General features: G+C 73.5%; 12 protein-coding genes. 6 read left to right on the top strand and 6 right to left on the bottom strand.

The window, feature by feature from the left end:
- Window positions 1–10: 10 nt before the first annotated feature.
- Complete coding sequence (locus ACF09K_RS01990; protein WP_392240514.1) at window positions 11–751, bottom strand: LuxR C-terminal-related transcriptional regulator; 741 nt, start codon at window positions 749–751, stop codon at window positions 11–13.
- The gene (locus tag ACF09K_RS01985) at window positions 751–2,037 is read right to left on the bottom strand and encodes a PspC domain-containing protein (protein ID WP_392240513.1); all 1,287 of its coding nucleotides are present in this window, start codon (window positions 2,035–2,037) and stop codon (window positions 751–753) included. Before ACF09K_RS01985 ends, ACF09K_RS01990 begins: the two co-directional genes overlap by 1 nt.
- Before the next feature lie 179 nt (window positions 2,038–2,216).
- Between ACF09K_RS01985 and ACF09K_RS01980 the strand changes: the two genes are divergently transcribed.
- Complete coding sequence (locus tag ACF09K_RS01980; protein WP_392240512.1) at window positions 2,217–3,647, top strand: PspC domain-containing protein; 1,431 nt, start codon at window positions 2,217–2,219, stop codon at window positions 3,645–3,647.
- The gene (locus tag ACF09K_RS01975; protein ID WP_392240511.1) at window positions 3,634–3,927 is read left to right on the top strand and encodes a hypothetical protein; all 294 of its coding nucleotides are present in this window, start codon (window positions 3,634–3,636) and stop codon (window positions 3,925–3,927) included. Before ACF09K_RS01980 ends, ACF09K_RS01975 begins: the two co-directional genes overlap by 14 nt.
- A 34-nt stretch (window positions 3,928–3,961) precedes the next feature.
- Here the strand turns inward: ACF09K_RS01975 and ACF09K_RS01970 are convergent, their stop codons facing one another.
- Window positions 3,962–4,495 (bottom strand): DoxX family protein, encoded by a 534-nt coding sequence (locus tag ACF09K_RS01970; RefSeq protein ID WP_392240510.1) that lies wholly within the window; start codon window positions 4,493–4,495, stop codon window positions 3,962–3,964.
- Between the two features lie 223 nt (window positions 4,496–4,718).
- Window positions 4,719–5,996 (bottom strand): hypothetical protein, encoded by a 1,278-nt coding sequence (locus tag ACF09K_RS01965; RefSeq protein WP_392240509.1) that lies wholly within the window; start codon window positions 5,994–5,996, stop codon window positions 4,719–4,721.
- 468 nt (window positions 5,997–6,464) lie between these two features.
- On the opposite strand from ACF09K_RS01965, the gene ACF09K_RS01960 reads away from it, so the two are divergent.
- Entirely contained in the window at window positions 6,465–7,091 is a 627-nt protein-coding gene (locus ACF09K_RS01960; protein ID WP_392240508.1) for a hypothetical protein, read from the top strand.
- Between the two features lie 172 nt (window positions 7,092–7,263).
- Window positions 7,264–7,755 carry a pyridoxamine 5'-phosphate oxidase family protein gene (locus ACF09K_RS01955; RefSeq protein ID WP_392240507.1) on the top strand — a complete coding sequence of 164 codons (492 nt, stop codon included), beginning with the start codon at window positions 7,264–7,266 and terminating at the stop codon, window positions 7,753–7,755.
- A gap of 48 nt (window positions 7,756–7,803) precedes the next feature.
- On the opposite strand, the gene guaA is transcribed toward ACF09K_RS01955, so the two are convergent.
- A complete protein-coding gene (guaA, locus tag ACF09K_RS01950; protein WP_392240506.1) occupies window positions 7,804–9,384 on the bottom strand; it encodes a glutamine-hydrolyzing GMP synthase in 1,581 nt (526 codons plus the stop codon).
- A 382-nt stretch (window positions 9,385–9,766) separates the two neighbouring features.
- Between guaA and ACF09K_RS01945 the strand changes: the two genes are divergently transcribed.
- Together ACF09K_RS01945 and ACF09K_RS01940 are read left to right on the top strand one after the other, a co-directional pair.
- The gene (locus tag ACF09K_RS01945; RefSeq protein ID WP_392241004.1) at window positions 9,767–10,090 is read left to right on the top strand and encodes a chorismate mutase; all 324 of its coding nucleotides are present in this window, start codon (window positions 9,767–9,769) and stop codon (window positions 10,088–10,090) included.
- Window positions 10,091–10,832: 742 nt separating this feature from the next.
- Window positions 10,833–11,867, top strand: a complete 1,035-nt coding sequence (locus ACF09K_RS01940; protein ID WP_392240505.1) for an LAETG motif-containing sortase-dependent surface protein — start codon at window positions 10,833–10,835, stop codon at window positions 11,865–11,867.
- A 158-nt stretch (window positions 11,868–12,025) separates the two neighbouring features.
- Here ACF09K_RS01940 and ACF09K_RS01935 read toward each other — a convergent pair whose 3' ends face one another.
- Window positions 12,026–13,822, bottom strand: a complete 1,797-nt coding sequence (locus ACF09K_RS01935; protein ID WP_392241002.1) for a GMC family oxidoreductase N-terminal domain-containing protein — start codon at window positions 13,820–13,822, stop codon at window positions 12,026–12,028.
- Window positions 13,823–14,050 lie beyond the last annotated feature (228 nt).

Genomic DNA, 14,050 nt, shown 5'->3' with positions numbered 1-14,050 from the left:
GGCTCTCCCGTCACACCAGCCGCCGGGCCGTCGCCCAGCGGGTCAGCTCGTGGCGGTTGGAGAGCTGGAGCTTGCGCAGGACCGCCGACACGTGGGACTCGACCGTCTTCACCGAGATGAACAGCTGCTTGGCGATCTCCTTGTAGGCGTAGCCGCGCGCGATGAGGCGCAGCACCTCGCGCTCGCGCTGGGTGAGGCGGTCGAGGTCCTCGTCGACCGGCGGGGCGTCGGTGGAGGCGAAGGCGTCCAGGACGAACCCGGCGAGCCGCGGCGAGAAGACCGCGTCGCCCTCCTGGACGCGGAAGACGGAGTTCACCAGGTCGGTGCCGGTGATCGTCTTGGTGACATAGCCGCGGGCGCCGCCGCGGATGACGCCGATCACGTCCTCCGCGGCGTCCGAGACGGACAGGGCGAGGAACCGCACGGGCCGCTCGGCGTCGCTCATCATCGGGGCGCACCGCCGCAGGACCTCGACACCGCCGCCACCCGGGAGGTGCACGTCGAGCAGGACGACCTCGGGCCGGGTCGCGGTGATGACCGTGACCGCCTGGTCGACGTCGGCGGCCTCGCCCACGACCTCCACCCCGGTCTCCTCGGTCCGGCCGATCTCGGCCTGCACGCCCGTGCGGAACATGCGGTGGTCGTCGACGAGGACCACCCGCACGTGCCGGCCGGCGCCGCCCTCGCCGTGCGCGGGCGCGGCCGCCGGGGCCGCCCCCGTCGTGCCGTTCGTCTCGGTCGGGTCGCTCATCACTTCTCCGCCCTCTCCATCTCCAGCTCGACCTCCGTGCCGCCGCCCGGGACCGCCCGCAGCCGCGCCGTGCCGCCGTTGCGCTCCATGCGGCCGATGATCGATTCTCTGACGCCCATCCGGTCGGCGGGTATCGAGTCGAGGTCGAAGCCGGGACCGCGGTCCCGGACGGACACGAAGACCGTCCTGCCCTCGACCTCGGCGTAGACCTGTACGGCGCCGCCCTCGCCACCGTACTTGGCGGCGTTCACCATCGCTTCGCGCGCGGCCTGCATCTGCGCGGTCAGCCGCTCGTCGAGCGGGCAGTCGCCGACGACCACGACCTCCAGGGGGACGCCGTGCTTGTCCTCCACCTCGGCGGCGTGGCGGCGGACCGCGTCGGCGAGGGTGGTGGGCTCGTCCGCCTCGTCCTTGCCGGTGCCCTCCGGCTTGTACAGCCAGGTGCGCAGGTCGCGCTCCTGGGCGCGGGCGAGGCGGCGCACCTCGCCCGCGTTCTCCGCGTTGCGCTGGATCAGGGTCAGGGTGTGCAGCACCGAGTCGTGCACGTGGGCGGCGACCTCGGCCCGTTCCTGCGCGCGGATGCGCATCAGCCGCTCCTCGGACAGGTCCTGCGTCATGCGCACCAGGTAGGGCCCGGCGAGCAGGGTGATGCCGACCAGGACGGCGAGGGCAGCCTGCAGGACCGAGCCGAGGTGGGCGGCGGAACCCTGGAGGACGAAGATGCCGGAGACGCCCGCGGTGACCAGCAGGACACCGGCGCCGGCACGCAGCAGCGTGAGCGTACGGCGCCGGCGGCCGGCCTCGACCCAGCGGGCCCGCCGGGCGTTGTCCGCCTGGCGCCAGACGAGGGCGACGCCCGCGCCGACGAGCACGGCGGGCAGGAGATAGGCCTTGGCGCCGCTGCCCAGGTTCACGTTGCCGACGAAGACCATGGCGACGACGACCATGAGGAGCAGGGCGACCATCTGGCCCTTGTCGGGCTTGCGGGCGACGAGTCTGCGGCGGCCGTCGGGCGCCGTCCCGGTGGCGACGAAGGAGGGCGGCCGCTGGTCGCCGACCCCGCCGATGCCGAGCGGCACGAAGAACCAGAAGGCCGCGTAGAGCAGGGCGCCGAGGCCGTCCGCCATGAACAGGCCGACGAACACGAGCCGCACCCAGATCACGGGCAGCCCGAGATGTCCGGCGAGCCCCCGCGCCACACCACCCAGCCAGCGTCCGTCGCCGCTGCGGTAGAGCTTGCGCGGCGGCCGCGGTTCGGCGAGTGGCGCTGTTGCGGCTTCCGGCATGCCAACGATGGTCACACGGCCGCAGGGCCCGGACATCAGGGTTCGCCCCCGAGACGCCCCTGATCTTCGACGGCCCCGCACGTCGAACGCGTCCCGGGCGGCGGCTCAGGGCCGATATCAGGGTCCGACCAGGGTCGTTCCGACTGCCACCGGGGCCGCTCGCCCGCCACCATGGACTCATGACGGATCACCAGCACGCCGCGGACACCGGACCGGACGGGAGCGGCGCGCCCGACGCGGCCGCCCCGCCCGCCGGCGCCCACGGCGGGGCGGCGGCGCCCGGCCCCGGCTCCCCTCCCGGCGGCGGCCCCGGCGGCGGCCCCGGCCTCGCCGAGCGCCCCCCGCACCGGTTCCGCCGCGACCGCGAGCACAAAATGCTCGCCGGCGTGTGCGCGGGCCTCGGACGGCAGTGCGACATGGACCCGGTGATCTTCCGGATCACGCTCGCCGTGCTCTCCGCGACCGGCGGCATCGGCCTCATCTTCTACGGCTTCGCCTGGCTGTTCGTCCCCTACGCCGACGACGGCCAGAACGAGGTGCGCAAGCTGCTGACCGGCCGGGTCGACGGCCAGGCCCTCGCGGCCGTGCTGTTCGCGCTGGTGGGCTGCGGGGTGTTCCTGTCGATGCTCAACAACGGCGGTGTGCTCACCTTCGCCGTCGTCCTCTCCCTCCTGCTGGCCGGTGCCGGCTACTGGTCGCGGTACCGGGAGGCCTCCGACGCCGACCCCCTCGCCGCCCAGGCCGTCGCCGACGCCCCGCCGGAGGCCCAGGCGCCCCCGTTCCCGGCCGCGTACCCGTCCTGGTGGCGCGACCCGATCGTGAAGGACGGCACGCACGACGGCGGTACGGGATACCTGTGGGGGCCCGGGGACCCCCGCGCCCCGGAGTCCCTGTCGTCGGTGCACGTCGACTTCCTCGGGCACGCGCACGCCCGGGAGGCCGTACGCGCCTTGCACGGCCGGGTGCCCCGGCCTCGGGGTCCCCGCTGGATCGGCGGCTGGTCCTTCCTGCTCGCGCTGCTCGCGGGCGGCCTGGCGACCCGGGCCGCCTGGGACGGACATCCGCTGGGCACCAGTCTCCAGGCCGGCCTGTCCGTCGCGCTGGTCGTGCTCGGCGCGGGGATCGCGGTCAGTTCGCTGCTGGGGCGCACCGGCGCGGGGTCGGTCCTCCTGGCGATCGTCACGGCCGGCCTGCTCGCCGGGTCGGCCGCCGTGCCGAAGAACGTCGGCACGCGCTGGATCGACACGACGTGGCGGCCCACGGCGGTGGCGGACGTCCGGGAGGGCTACGACCTCGGCACCGGCGACGCCACCCTGGACCTGTCCCGGCTCCGGCCCGCGAAGGGACGGACGGTGAGCACCGATGCCGAGGTGGGGCTCGGCCGGCTGCGGGTGATCGTGCCCCGGGACGTGACGGTGAACGTCCGGATCGACGTGGGTCTGGGCGACATCCGGCTGCCGGGGGAGAACCAGGAGGACGTGGACGTGGAGCCGGGCAAGCACAAGGAGGTGACCCTTTCCCCCGTGAACGGTGGCAAGGACACCGGGACGATCGACCTCGACCTCCAGGTCGGGGCGGGACAGGCGGAGGTGGCCCGTGCTGCGTCATGAGTTCCGGCCGGGCCGGCTGGTCGCCGGAGCCGCCTTCGTCCTCGCGGGAGCCCTGTACGCGGGCGACGCGGGCGGTCACTGGGAGACGCCCTGGTTCGCCGTCGTACCCGTCGTCGTGGCCGGCCTCTGTGCGGCGGCCGTCGCCGGCCTCGTGGCCCGCGCGATCCGCGGACACCGGGACGGGAAGCGGGACGCCTCCGCGGACCGGGGCGCGGGAGGGGGAGCGGAGCAGTCGGGGTCGGCGGGACCTGCGAGTTCTGCGAGACCTGCGGGAAGCTGACCCCGGAAGAGGGGCCGCGCCGGGGCGGCACGGCCTACGAAAAGCCTCCGGACCGCTGCCGCCGCCTGGTGTGCCAGGCGGCGTCGAGGGAGAGGACCGGGGCACCGGCGAGGACGAGCGGCAGCCACGCCATGAGGTAGGCGAGGTCGTTGCCGTAGTAGTACGGGTCGGAGGCCCAGCTCACGGTCAGCCACAGGCTGAGGGAGATCAGCGCGCCGCCGAGGGCGGCGAGGCGGGTGAGGACGCCGAGAAGGGTGCCGATGCCGACGGCGAGTTCACCGAAGGCCATGGCGTAGCCGAAGCCGGTGGGGCTCTTGAGGGCGAGGTCGACCAGGGCGGGGACGGCCGAGGAGTCCCGTACGGCCCGCATGGTGTCGCCGATCGAGCCGGCGCCGCTGTCCTTGAGGAAGGCGCCGTCGGTGAGTTTGTCCAGGCCTGCGTACAGGAAGGTGACGCCGAGGAAGATCCGGAGCGGGAGGAGGGCGTAGCGGGTGGCGATGTCCTGCCGACTGCCGCGGCCGCCGTCGCCGTGGAGGAGGTGCGTGTCCGTCCGCCTGCCGTGAGTCATCGTCCGTAGCCGCCCGTCGCCCGCAGTGAGGGAATCCTCGACGAACCATACGTACGGAAGGGACGGTGCGCTCAATGATCGGTCAGGTTGCCGAACCCCCCGTCCGGCCGGGCGCGTTCGGGGCCGGGGCGTTCGGGACCCGCGCGTCCGGGATCCGCCCACCCCCGTTCCGGACACCCCCGTTCCGGACGTCCCCGTTCCGGACGTCCCCGCTCCGGGCGTCTCAGTCCGTCACGTCGATCGCGTAACGGTTCGTCTCCACGCCGGCCGCGGTGACCACCTGCACCTCCACCCGGCCGGGCTCGACCTCCACCGGGACCGGGACGGTGAGGACCGCGTCGGTGGGGTTGCTGAAGCCGCCCGTGACCGGGACGAGGGGCACGTGGACGTGGACGGGGCCGATGCGGACGACCATGCGGGAGAGGCGGTCGGCGGTCTGCGCGCCCGGCGGCACGAACCCGGCGCCGCGGATCTCGATGTCGTCGCCGGTGCGGATCGGGGCGTCCAGGTCGCCCGCCTCGCGGGAGCGGACGACGGACAGGATCACGGGCCGTCCGCCCTCGGCGTACTTCCCGGCGAGGTAGGTCGCGGCCGACACCAGCACCACCACGGCCAGCCCCCAGGGCAGGTCGGGCAGTTGGTCGGGGCGGCGGGCGAGGCGCACGGCGGCGAAGGCCAGGGCGACGGCGCTGACGACGACGTACTGGATGTCGGCGAAGTCGCCGCGGCCGGCGTCGTCGGTGAACAGGTCGGCGGCGCGGGGCCGGGGCGCCCGGACCTTCTGGAGCCGCTGGCCGAGGACGCGCACACCGACCACGCGCCGCACCAGCACGGCGATCGCGCAGACCACCGCGAGGACGGTCACCGCGCCGGCGCCGCGCGCCAGGTCGAGTCCGGAGATCAGGGCGTCGCGCTCGGCGGGTCCGGACGCGGCCGCCAGTCTGCCCACCAGGACCAGCACCGCGTACGCCACGAACAGCACCCAGGCGGCGGCGACCGTACGGGAGGTGGACAGGCGGTTGTCCTCGCCGATCACGGGGGCCAGTACCCCGCCGCGCGTCCGGTGGAACCAGGAGGCGGCGGTCAGGGCGCCGCCGACGAGCAGCGCGGCGAGCAGTCCGGCGGTGCGGGCCGTCGTCCAGCCGACGCCGATCGCGGTGAGGGACTGCACCAGCAGCAGGGTGACGACCGCGGCCCCGACCGTGCAGGCCGTGCGCGGCCAGACGCGGTTCAGCCAGGACCGGCCCTCGGCACGGCCGCGTTCGGCGACGAGTTCGGCGGACTGGGCCAGTTCCTCCGACACCCACTGGCGGGAGGCGGACGCCGAGTGGGCGACGGCGGCCGGCAGGCCCTGTCCGGCGGCGAACCCGTCCCGCTTCACCAGGAAGGCGGCGACCGCCCGCCGGTGCCCCTCGCGCGCCCCGTGCGGGCAGTCCCCGCAGGCACAGCCCCCGTCGTGCGCGCCCGGTTCCGGGCCCTGTCTCGCCTCCTGCACCGCCACTGCCGACGCCTGCCTTCCCCATGACCCGTACGGCTGGTGGCCCCGGTGAGTACCGGCCCCCGCCCCTGTGAACAACGCCCCCGCGATGACAGCGAATTGTGCCCTACGGCACACCGCCGCGCTCCGGCAGGTCCGGTCGGCGCGGGTGAACCCGGACCTTCCGTGTTGACGTGACCGACCGAGCAGGCCGGGTTCGCCGCGGCCGATGTCCTGCCACGGGGGCCGGCGGTCGCTCCACGCCACCGGGCCGCCGCCGGCCTGTTCCCGGGTCGCCACCGCCGCCCTGTGCTCGATCAGGACGGGGCGGCCGAGGGGCGGCGGGGCGGGAGACGCGGACCCGTGCACCGGTCCTCCGGCACGGGGATGCGGTGCGGGGATGCGGTGCCGGCGGAAGGTGCCGATGGTCAGGGACAGAAGGACAGAGCCGTTATGTGAAGATGACGATTTTCGCCACCCATGGAGCACGACGTGAGCAGCACCGATCGGCATCTCTCCTCCCTCATGCGGCAGATCGCCACCCGCGACGAGGTCGAACTCATCCATCCCTTCGCCGAGTGGCAGACCTTCGGCGCCCTGGCGTACGTCGCCGAGTGCTACGGCTTCCGCTACGCGGGCGTCCGGCTGGTCGGCAAGCAGCGGATCGTCCACGTCACCCTGGTGCGCGACACCACCCCCTGGGCGCGGCAGCGGGCGGCGGCGAACACCGCGGCCTTCCCCGACCCGGGCGCCGGGCGTCCCGTGCCGGGCATGTACCTCGGCTCGCTCACCCCGGTCCCCGAGGCGCAGCCGGACGTCGACCTGCTCACGGCCCTCATCCGTCACGAGGCGCTGGAGGCGGCCGTGAACCGCCGGCAGATGCTCGCCATGGCCTGGGGCTCCGCCGCGCTGTTCCTGCTGATGGCGCCGTTGACCGGGAAGTACGCCGTGCTGCTCCCGCTCGCCGTCCTGACCCCGCTGGGTCTGCTGGGCGCCCTGCGGGTCAACGCCTCCCGCCGGGCGAAGCTGGCGCGGCGGCTCGTCGCGGCGGGCTGCACGGCCGTACCGGACGGGTCGGGTCGGGTGCGCTACGTGCGGCCGGCGCCGCGCACCGTCTGATCCCCTCCTCCCGGCGCGGATCGCGACCCGCGACCGGTGGACTCACGACCTGTGACCCACGACCTGTGACCCACGGCCCGTGGCCCGCGATCCCGGCCTCCGGCTCGCGGGTCGCGGCCCCGCCCCGTCGTACCGGACAGAAGATGTCGGGTATCGGCGCCACACTCGCCGTATGACAGCACGTGGCACGACAGCAGTGAACTGGGCGGTGTTCGCCGGGGCGGAGCCGGAGTTCGCGCGGGTCGTCGAGGACCGTTTCGGCGCCTTCACGCACCATGTCCTCGCGACCCTGCGCAAGGACGGCTCCCCGCGCACCAGCGGCCTGGAGGTGCGCTTCCTGGCCGGTGAGCTGTGGCTCGGCATGATGCCGGGCTCGCTCAAGGTGCTCGACCTGCGCCGCGACCCCCGTTTCTCGCTCCAGGCCAATCCGGGCGAGGGCACCGGGATGGGCGGCGGCGACGTACGGGTCGGCGGGCGGGCCGTCGAGGTCGGGGACGGCGCGGCGCGGGCCCGGTACGTGGAAGAGGTGGAACCGCCGGAGCCGTTCCACCTCTTCCGCACCGAGCTGACGGAGGTCGTACGGACCTACGTCGAGGACGACGCGTACCTGGTCGCCCAGGTCTGGAGGCCCGGAGAGCCGGTGCGCGTCCTCAGGCGGACCTGACCCCGCGGGACCCGCTCCGGGGAGCCCGCCCCAGGGGCCGGTCCGGTCCTACTCCCACTCGATGGTGCCCGGCGGCTTCGAGGTGACGTCGACGACGACCCGGTTGACGTCACGGACCTCGTTGGTGATCCGGGTGGAGATCTTCGCGAGGACGTCGTACGGCAGGCGCGACCAGTCGGCCGTCATGGCGTCCTCGGAGGAGACCGGGCGCAGGACGATGGGGTGGCCGTAGGTGCGGCCGTCGCCCTGGACGCCCACGCTGCGGACGTCGGCGAGCAGGACCACGGGGCACTGCCAGATCTCGCGGTCGAGACCGGCGGCCGTCAGTTCCTCGCGGGCGATCGCGTCGGCGTCGCGGAGCAGGTCGAGGCGGTCCTTGGTGACCTCGCCGACGATGCGGATGCCGAGGCCGGGGCCGGGGAACGGCTGGCGCTGGACGATCTCCTCCGGCAGGCCGAGTTCCTGGCCGACCATGCGGACCTCGTCCTTGAACAGCTTGCGCAGCGGCTCGATGAGCTGGAACTCGAGGTCCTCGGGCAGCCCGCCCACGTTGTGGTGGGACTTGATGTTGGCGGTGCCGGTGCCGCCGCCGGACTCGACGACGTCCGGGTACAGGGTGCCCTGGACCAGGAACGCGACCTCGGGGCCCTCGTCGGCGATGATCTCCGCCTGGGCCTGCTCGAAGACGCGGATGAACTCGCGGCCGATGATCTTCCGCTTCTCCTCGGGGTCGGAGACCCCCTTGAGGGCGGTGAGGAAGCGCTCCTCCGCGTCGACGACCTTCAGCTGGACGCCGGTCGCGGCCACGAAGTCCTTCTCGACCTGCTCGGTCTCGCCCTTGCGCATGAGGCCGTGGTCGACGTAGACGCAGGTCAGCTGGGAGCCGATGGCCTTCTGGACCAGCGCGGCGGCCACCGCGGAGTCGACGCCGCCGGACAGGCCGCAGATCGCGCGCTTGTCGCCGACGAGTTCGCGGATGGCGGCGACCTGCTCGTCGATGACGTTGCCGGTGGTCCAGTCCGGGGTGAGACCCGCGCCGCGGTACAGGAAGTGCTCGAGCACCTGCTGGCCGTGCGTGGAGTGCATGACCTCGGGGTGGTACTGGACGCCGTAGAGCTTCTTCTCGTCGTTCTCGAAGGCGGCGACCGGGACGACGTCCGTGGAGGCCGTGACGGAGAAGCCCTCGGGGGCGGCGGAGCAGGCGTCGCCGTGCGACATCCACACGGCCTGCTCGGCCGGGGTGCCCTCGAAGAGGGTGGAGGACGAGCGGGAGACGTGCAGGTCGGTACGGCCGTACTCGCGGGCGCCGGTGTTGTCGACGGTGCCGCCGAGGGCCTGCGCCATCAGCTGGAAGCCGTAGCACATGCCGAAGACGGGGACGCCGGCCTCGAACAGCTCGCGGTCGAGGCGGGGGGCGCCCTCCTCGTAGACGGACGAGGGACCGCCGGAGAGGATGATCGCCGCCGGGTTCCTGGCGAGCATCTCCGCGACCGGCGTGGTGCTCGGCACGATCTCGCTGTAGACCCGGGCCTCGCGGACTCGACGGGCGATGAGCTGGGCGTACTGCGCGCCGAAGTCGACGACCAGGACGGTGTCGGGGGCGGCGGCAGTAGGAGTCGCTGATGACACGGGGGCCTTCCGGCGGTTTGGGCGGGGTCTCTGTGCTGGCCAATTCTACCGAGGTGGGCGCGGAACCGGTCCCCTCGCCGGGGACCGCCGGGCACGCGGCCCCCCACCGCCCGTCGGCCACCCGCCGACCGTCCACGGTCCGCCCGCCGACCACCCGCGGTCCGCCCGCCGACCGTCCGCACCCCGCCCTCGCCCCTCCCCTGCCCCGCTCTCGCCCCGCCCGCCGTGGCATACTGGCCGCATGCTCTCGCACCCGACCTTCGTCTTTACCTATGGCATCCGGCCCGCCGGCTGCCATGGTCGCGCTGCTTGAGCTGACGCAGCGACTTCCCAGGCGCCCCGGGCCGACAAGGCCCGGGGCGCCTGTCGTTTCTCCCGGGTCCTGCCGTTCCGGGGCATCCGCACCCACACCACAGGAGCCCCCGTGACCGCCACCGACGTGACCGGCGCCCGCACCCCCGACGCCGCCGACGTGATCACCGGCGCGCGTGACCGCGTCGACGCGCTCGACGACCGGATCATCGGTCTCATCCAGGAACGGGCCGCCGTGTCCGCCGTGATCCAGGAGGCCCGGATCACCTCCGGCGGCCGGCGGGTGAACCTGTCCCGCGAGATGGAGATCCTCGACCGCTACCGGCAGGCCCTCGGCAAGCCCGGCACGTCGCTCGCCATGACGCTCCTCGAACTGTGCCGGGGTCGCATCTGAGTTCGGCGCCCCTCTCACCCGTACGGCGCGTGACCGGCCCCGGGCGGCTTCGTTGGTCCCGGTGTCCGTTCCAGCCAGGGGCGGGCCCGGAAGAACCACGCGTGGCTCACTGGAGCGGTGAGGCGTACGGATCGTGCCGTGCGCCGTGGGACCTCGCTCCAGGGAAGTGACCGGACGGCAGGGGACAGCGGCCCGGTCACCCAAGAGAACGGCCGGCCCCGGGGACGCCCGGGGCCGGCCGGCGGGAAGGGCGGAGGCGCACCAGGGCCGGGCCGGCCGGTCGCGGACGCCGCGTCCGTCCGGCACACCGCGGAGAAAGCCCCGAGTCCCCCCGGGGACGACCAGATCGCACCACTCCCCCGTGCGGTGACCCGACGAGTGGTGTCGTGTCCCCACCGACCGTCGAAGGTCCGGACCAGTCACGTGCTCCGCGTGCGCCCCGTCGCCCCCGGCGCGGACGCGGAAGCCCGACGAGCCGGCGGCGCGACCCCCCGGCGCCGCCCTGACGCCGGTGCCGACGATGAGGAAGGGCCCCGCGGATCCGTCCCGCGGGGCCCTTCGCCATGCCGGTGTGACGCATGACACATAAAGAACGCGTGAAGCGAGGGCAACTCTTCACAGGCTTCGCCGGTCACACGTAGCGAACCCAGGGCCCTCAGCCGCTCCCCCATGCGGAAGGCCTCCTCAACCGCGCCGCGGTCTCACCGCCGTGGCGCTTCGCATCGATCGAGGTCCTTTTTTCATGAAGCTCCGCCGGGCCATGGTGACCATGGCCGCGACCGCCGTCCTCGCGCCGCTGGCCCTGCTGTCGGCGCCGACCGCCTTCGCCGAGGACGGCGGTACGGCGTCGCCGAGCGCGTCGTCGTCCGAGAGCACCTCCGCCTCCCCGTCCGACTCGGCGGGTTCCTCGGAGTCCGCGTCCGCCTCGGAGTCCGCGTCCGAGTCCGCGTCGAGCTCGGCGTCCGCCTCCGACGACACGAAGCCGACCGGCTCCCCGTCGTCCTCGTCCTCCTCGTCGTCGTCGGCATCGGCGTCGGCGTCCGCGTCCTCCTCGCCCGGCGAGGAGCCGTCGGAGTTCCCCGACGACTGCCCGGTCGACGAGGACGGCGTCGACGTCGACTCCCAGCTGGAACTGTCCGTGTCCGGTCTGCCCGGCAGGATCGTCGCGGGCAGCGGGTGGCACACCTTCAAGCTCACCGCCGCCAACCACAGCGACGAGGCCCTGGGCACCGTGCAGTGGCTCGCGGCCATCGACAACGACTCGATGAGCGACGACGAGCGGACCTGGCTGAGCACCTACGCCAAGATCGAGTACTACGACCCGCAGGCCAAGGCCTGGGACTCGATAGCGGACGACTTCGGCAACGGCTTCTACTTCGGCCAGACGGAACTCGGCCCCAAGGAGACCGTCGACATCAAGCTGCGCGTCGACATCACCGCGAAGGCCCCGGCCGGCGACGGCTTCACCCTGGGCCTCGGCGGCTACGTGGACGAGGAGAAGAACTGCGTCCACAGCTCCTTCGCGCTCTACGAGTTCACCGTGCTCAAGCCCGGCAGCAGCAACGACGACCCGGGTGAGGCCAAGCCGGGCGAGGGCAAGGCTCCCGCGGGCGGCAAGCAGCCGCAGGGCGGCGCCAACGAGATCCCGGCCACCGGCAGCCTCGCCGAGACCGGCTCCAGCTCCGTGCTGCCGATGATCGGCCTGGTCGGCGGTGTCGCCGTCGTCGCCGGTGCGGGTGCGGTGTTCACCGCGCGCCGCCGCAGGACGCAGGCGTAAGCCTGACAAGGCCCCTGGGGCCACCGTGAGAGAGGGACCTGCGCTCGGAGGGGGGCGCAGGTCCCTCTTTCCGTCCCCGGTTCCGGTGCTGTCCGCGGCTCCGTGTCCGGTACTGTCCGCGGTTCCGTGTCCGGTGCCGTCCGCGGTTCCGTGTCCGGCTACTTCTTCGGGGGCATCGCCGGCATTCCCAGGAACGGCAGCCGCAGGGCCGCGAACGCCTCGGCCGGGACCGCCGGGTCGCGCGGTTCCACCGGCTTCAGCCGCTCGTAGGCCGCTCCCTGCGCGGGGCGCGGGTCCCGTTCGCCCTTGTTCGGCCAGTACGACATCGCGCGCTCGGCCTGGGCGGTGATCGTCAGCGACGGGTTCACCCCGAGGTTGGCCGAGACGGCGGCGCCGTCCACGACGGAGATGCCGGGATGCCCGTAGAGCCGGTGGTACGGGTCGATGACGCCGGTCTCGCGGGAGTCGCCGATCGGGCAGCCGCCGAGGAAGTGGGCGGTGAGCGGGGTCCCCATCAGCTCGCCCACGTTGGAGCCGGCGAAGCCGTTGATCTCCGCGGCGAGGGCGTCGGCCGCCTCCGAGGCCGCCTTGATCTGCTTGGGGTTGGGACTGCCGTGCCCCTGGCGCGCGGTGAGCAGGCCCTTGCCGACGCCCGTCTGCTTCAGGTGCGTCGTCAGCGAGTTGTCCAGGGACTGCATGACCAGGCCGATGATGGTCTTCTCCGACCAGCGGCGGTTGGACAGGGAGCGCAGCATCAGGACGGGGTGGCGGGCGGCGTGCGCCAGCCACCCGGCGACCCGCGACGAGCCCTCCGCGTACGGCACCTGGAGGATCGACAGGCCGCCCATGGAGTTGGAGCCCTTGCCGTAGCGCACCGGCTCGATGTGGGTGTGCGGGTCCGGGTGGATCGAGGACGTGATCGCGACGCCGTGCGTGAAGTCGGCCCTCGCCCGCCCGGTCGCCCTGCGGTAGCGGCGGTCGTCGGTCTGGGCGCCGACCAGCGCCTCCGAGTTGGTGCGGGTCAGCTCACCGAGCCGGTCGGAGAGGTACGGCAGCTGCCGGCCCGCCTTCATGCGGTGCAGCAGGGTCTGGGTGCCGTAGGTGCCGGCGGCCAGGACGACCCGGCGGGCCGTGAAGGTGCGGCCGCGTGACCTGCGGCGGTCGTCGGTCGGGAGGGTCGCCACCGCGTACCCGCCCCGTGAGTCGTCGGTGACCGAGACGACCGTCGTCAGGGGGTGGACGACGGCGCCCGCCTTCTCGGCGAGGTGGAGGTAGTTCTCGTTGAGGGTGTTCTTCGCGCCGTGCCGGCAGCCGGTCATGCACTCGCCGCACTCGGTGCAGGCCTTGCGGGCGGGGCCCGCGCCCCCGAAGTAGGGGTCCGCGACCTGCTCGCCGGGCCGGGCCGTCACCGACCCGTCGGCGTCCCGGCCGTCCCCGAAGAACACGCCCACCGGGGCCATGTGGAAGGTGTCGCCCACGCCCATCCGCTCGGCCGCGGCCTTGAGGTGCACGTCGGACGGGGTCGTCGTCGGGTTGAGGCGCACGCCGAGCATGCGGGTGGCCTGGTCGTAGTAGGGGGCCAGCTCCTCCTGCCAGTCCGTGATGTGCCGCCACTGCGGGTCCTCGAAGAAGGGCTTCGGCGGGACGTAGAGGGTGTTGGCGTAGTTGAGGGAGCCGCCGCCGACGCCCGCGCCGGCCAGGACCATGACGTTGCCCAGCAGGTGGATGCGCTGGATGCCGTACATGCCGAGCCTGGGGGCCCAGAGGTAGTTCTTCAGGTCCCAGGAGTTCTTCGGGAGCGACTCGCGGGTGAAGCGGCGGCCGGCCTCCAGGACGCCGACCCGGTACCCCTTCTCCGTGAGGCGCAGGGCGGTGACCGAACCGCCGAAGCCGGATCCGACGACGACGACGTCGTAGTCGTACGCGGCGTCCGCCTCTGCGTCCACGGCGTCCACGTCTGCGGCGTCGGCGTCGTCCGTCGCGTCGGGGACGGGGCCGGCGTTCGCGTCGGGGACGGGGCCGGCGTTCGCGTCGGGGACGGAGCCGGCGTTCGCGTCGGTACCGGTACCGGTGTTCGTCTCGGCGTCGGGGCCGGCCTCGGCAGCCCGGTGGTCGGGGTCGTCCTCGTCCCGGGGCTGGGCGGAGTTCTCCTGTGACACGTGCTCTCCTCGTCGAGAACGGGG

This window comes from Streptomyces sp. NPDC014882, assembly GCF_043081325.1.
Lineage (GTDB): Bacteria > Actinomycetota > Actinomycetes > Streptomycetales > Streptomycetaceae > Streptomyces.
Note: the sequence above shows the minus strand (reverse complement) of the source record. Positions and strands in the feature narration are given on the sequence as shown.

What these genes read in the sequence shown, in the direction of transcription:
- ACF09K_RS01990 (WP_392240514.1), bottom strand. Translation starts at nt 751, where the DNA reads ATGAGCGACCCGACCGAGACGAACGGCACGACGGGGGCGGCCCCGGCG.
- ACF09K_RS01985 (WP_392240513.1), bottom strand. Translation starts at nt 2,037, where the DNA reads ATGCCGGAAGCCGCAACAGCGCCACTCGCCGAACCGCGGCCGCCGCGC.
- ACF09K_RS01980 (WP_392240512.1), top strand. Translation starts at nt 2,217, where the DNA reads ATGACGGATCACCAGCACGCCGCGGACACCGGACCGGACGGGAGCGGC.
- ACF09K_RS01970 (WP_392240510.1), bottom strand. Translation starts at nt 4,495, where the DNA reads ATGACTCACGGCAGGCGGACGGACACGCACCTCCTCCACGGCGACGGC.
- ACF09K_RS01955 (WP_392240507.1), top strand. Translation starts at nt 7,264, where the DNA reads ATGACAGCACGTGGCACGACAGCAGTGAACTGGGCGGTGTTCGCCGGG.
- ACF09K_RS01940 (WP_392240505.1), top strand. Translation starts at nt 10,833, where the DNA reads ATGAAGCTCCGCCGGGCCATGGTGACCATGGCCGCGACCGCCGTCCTC.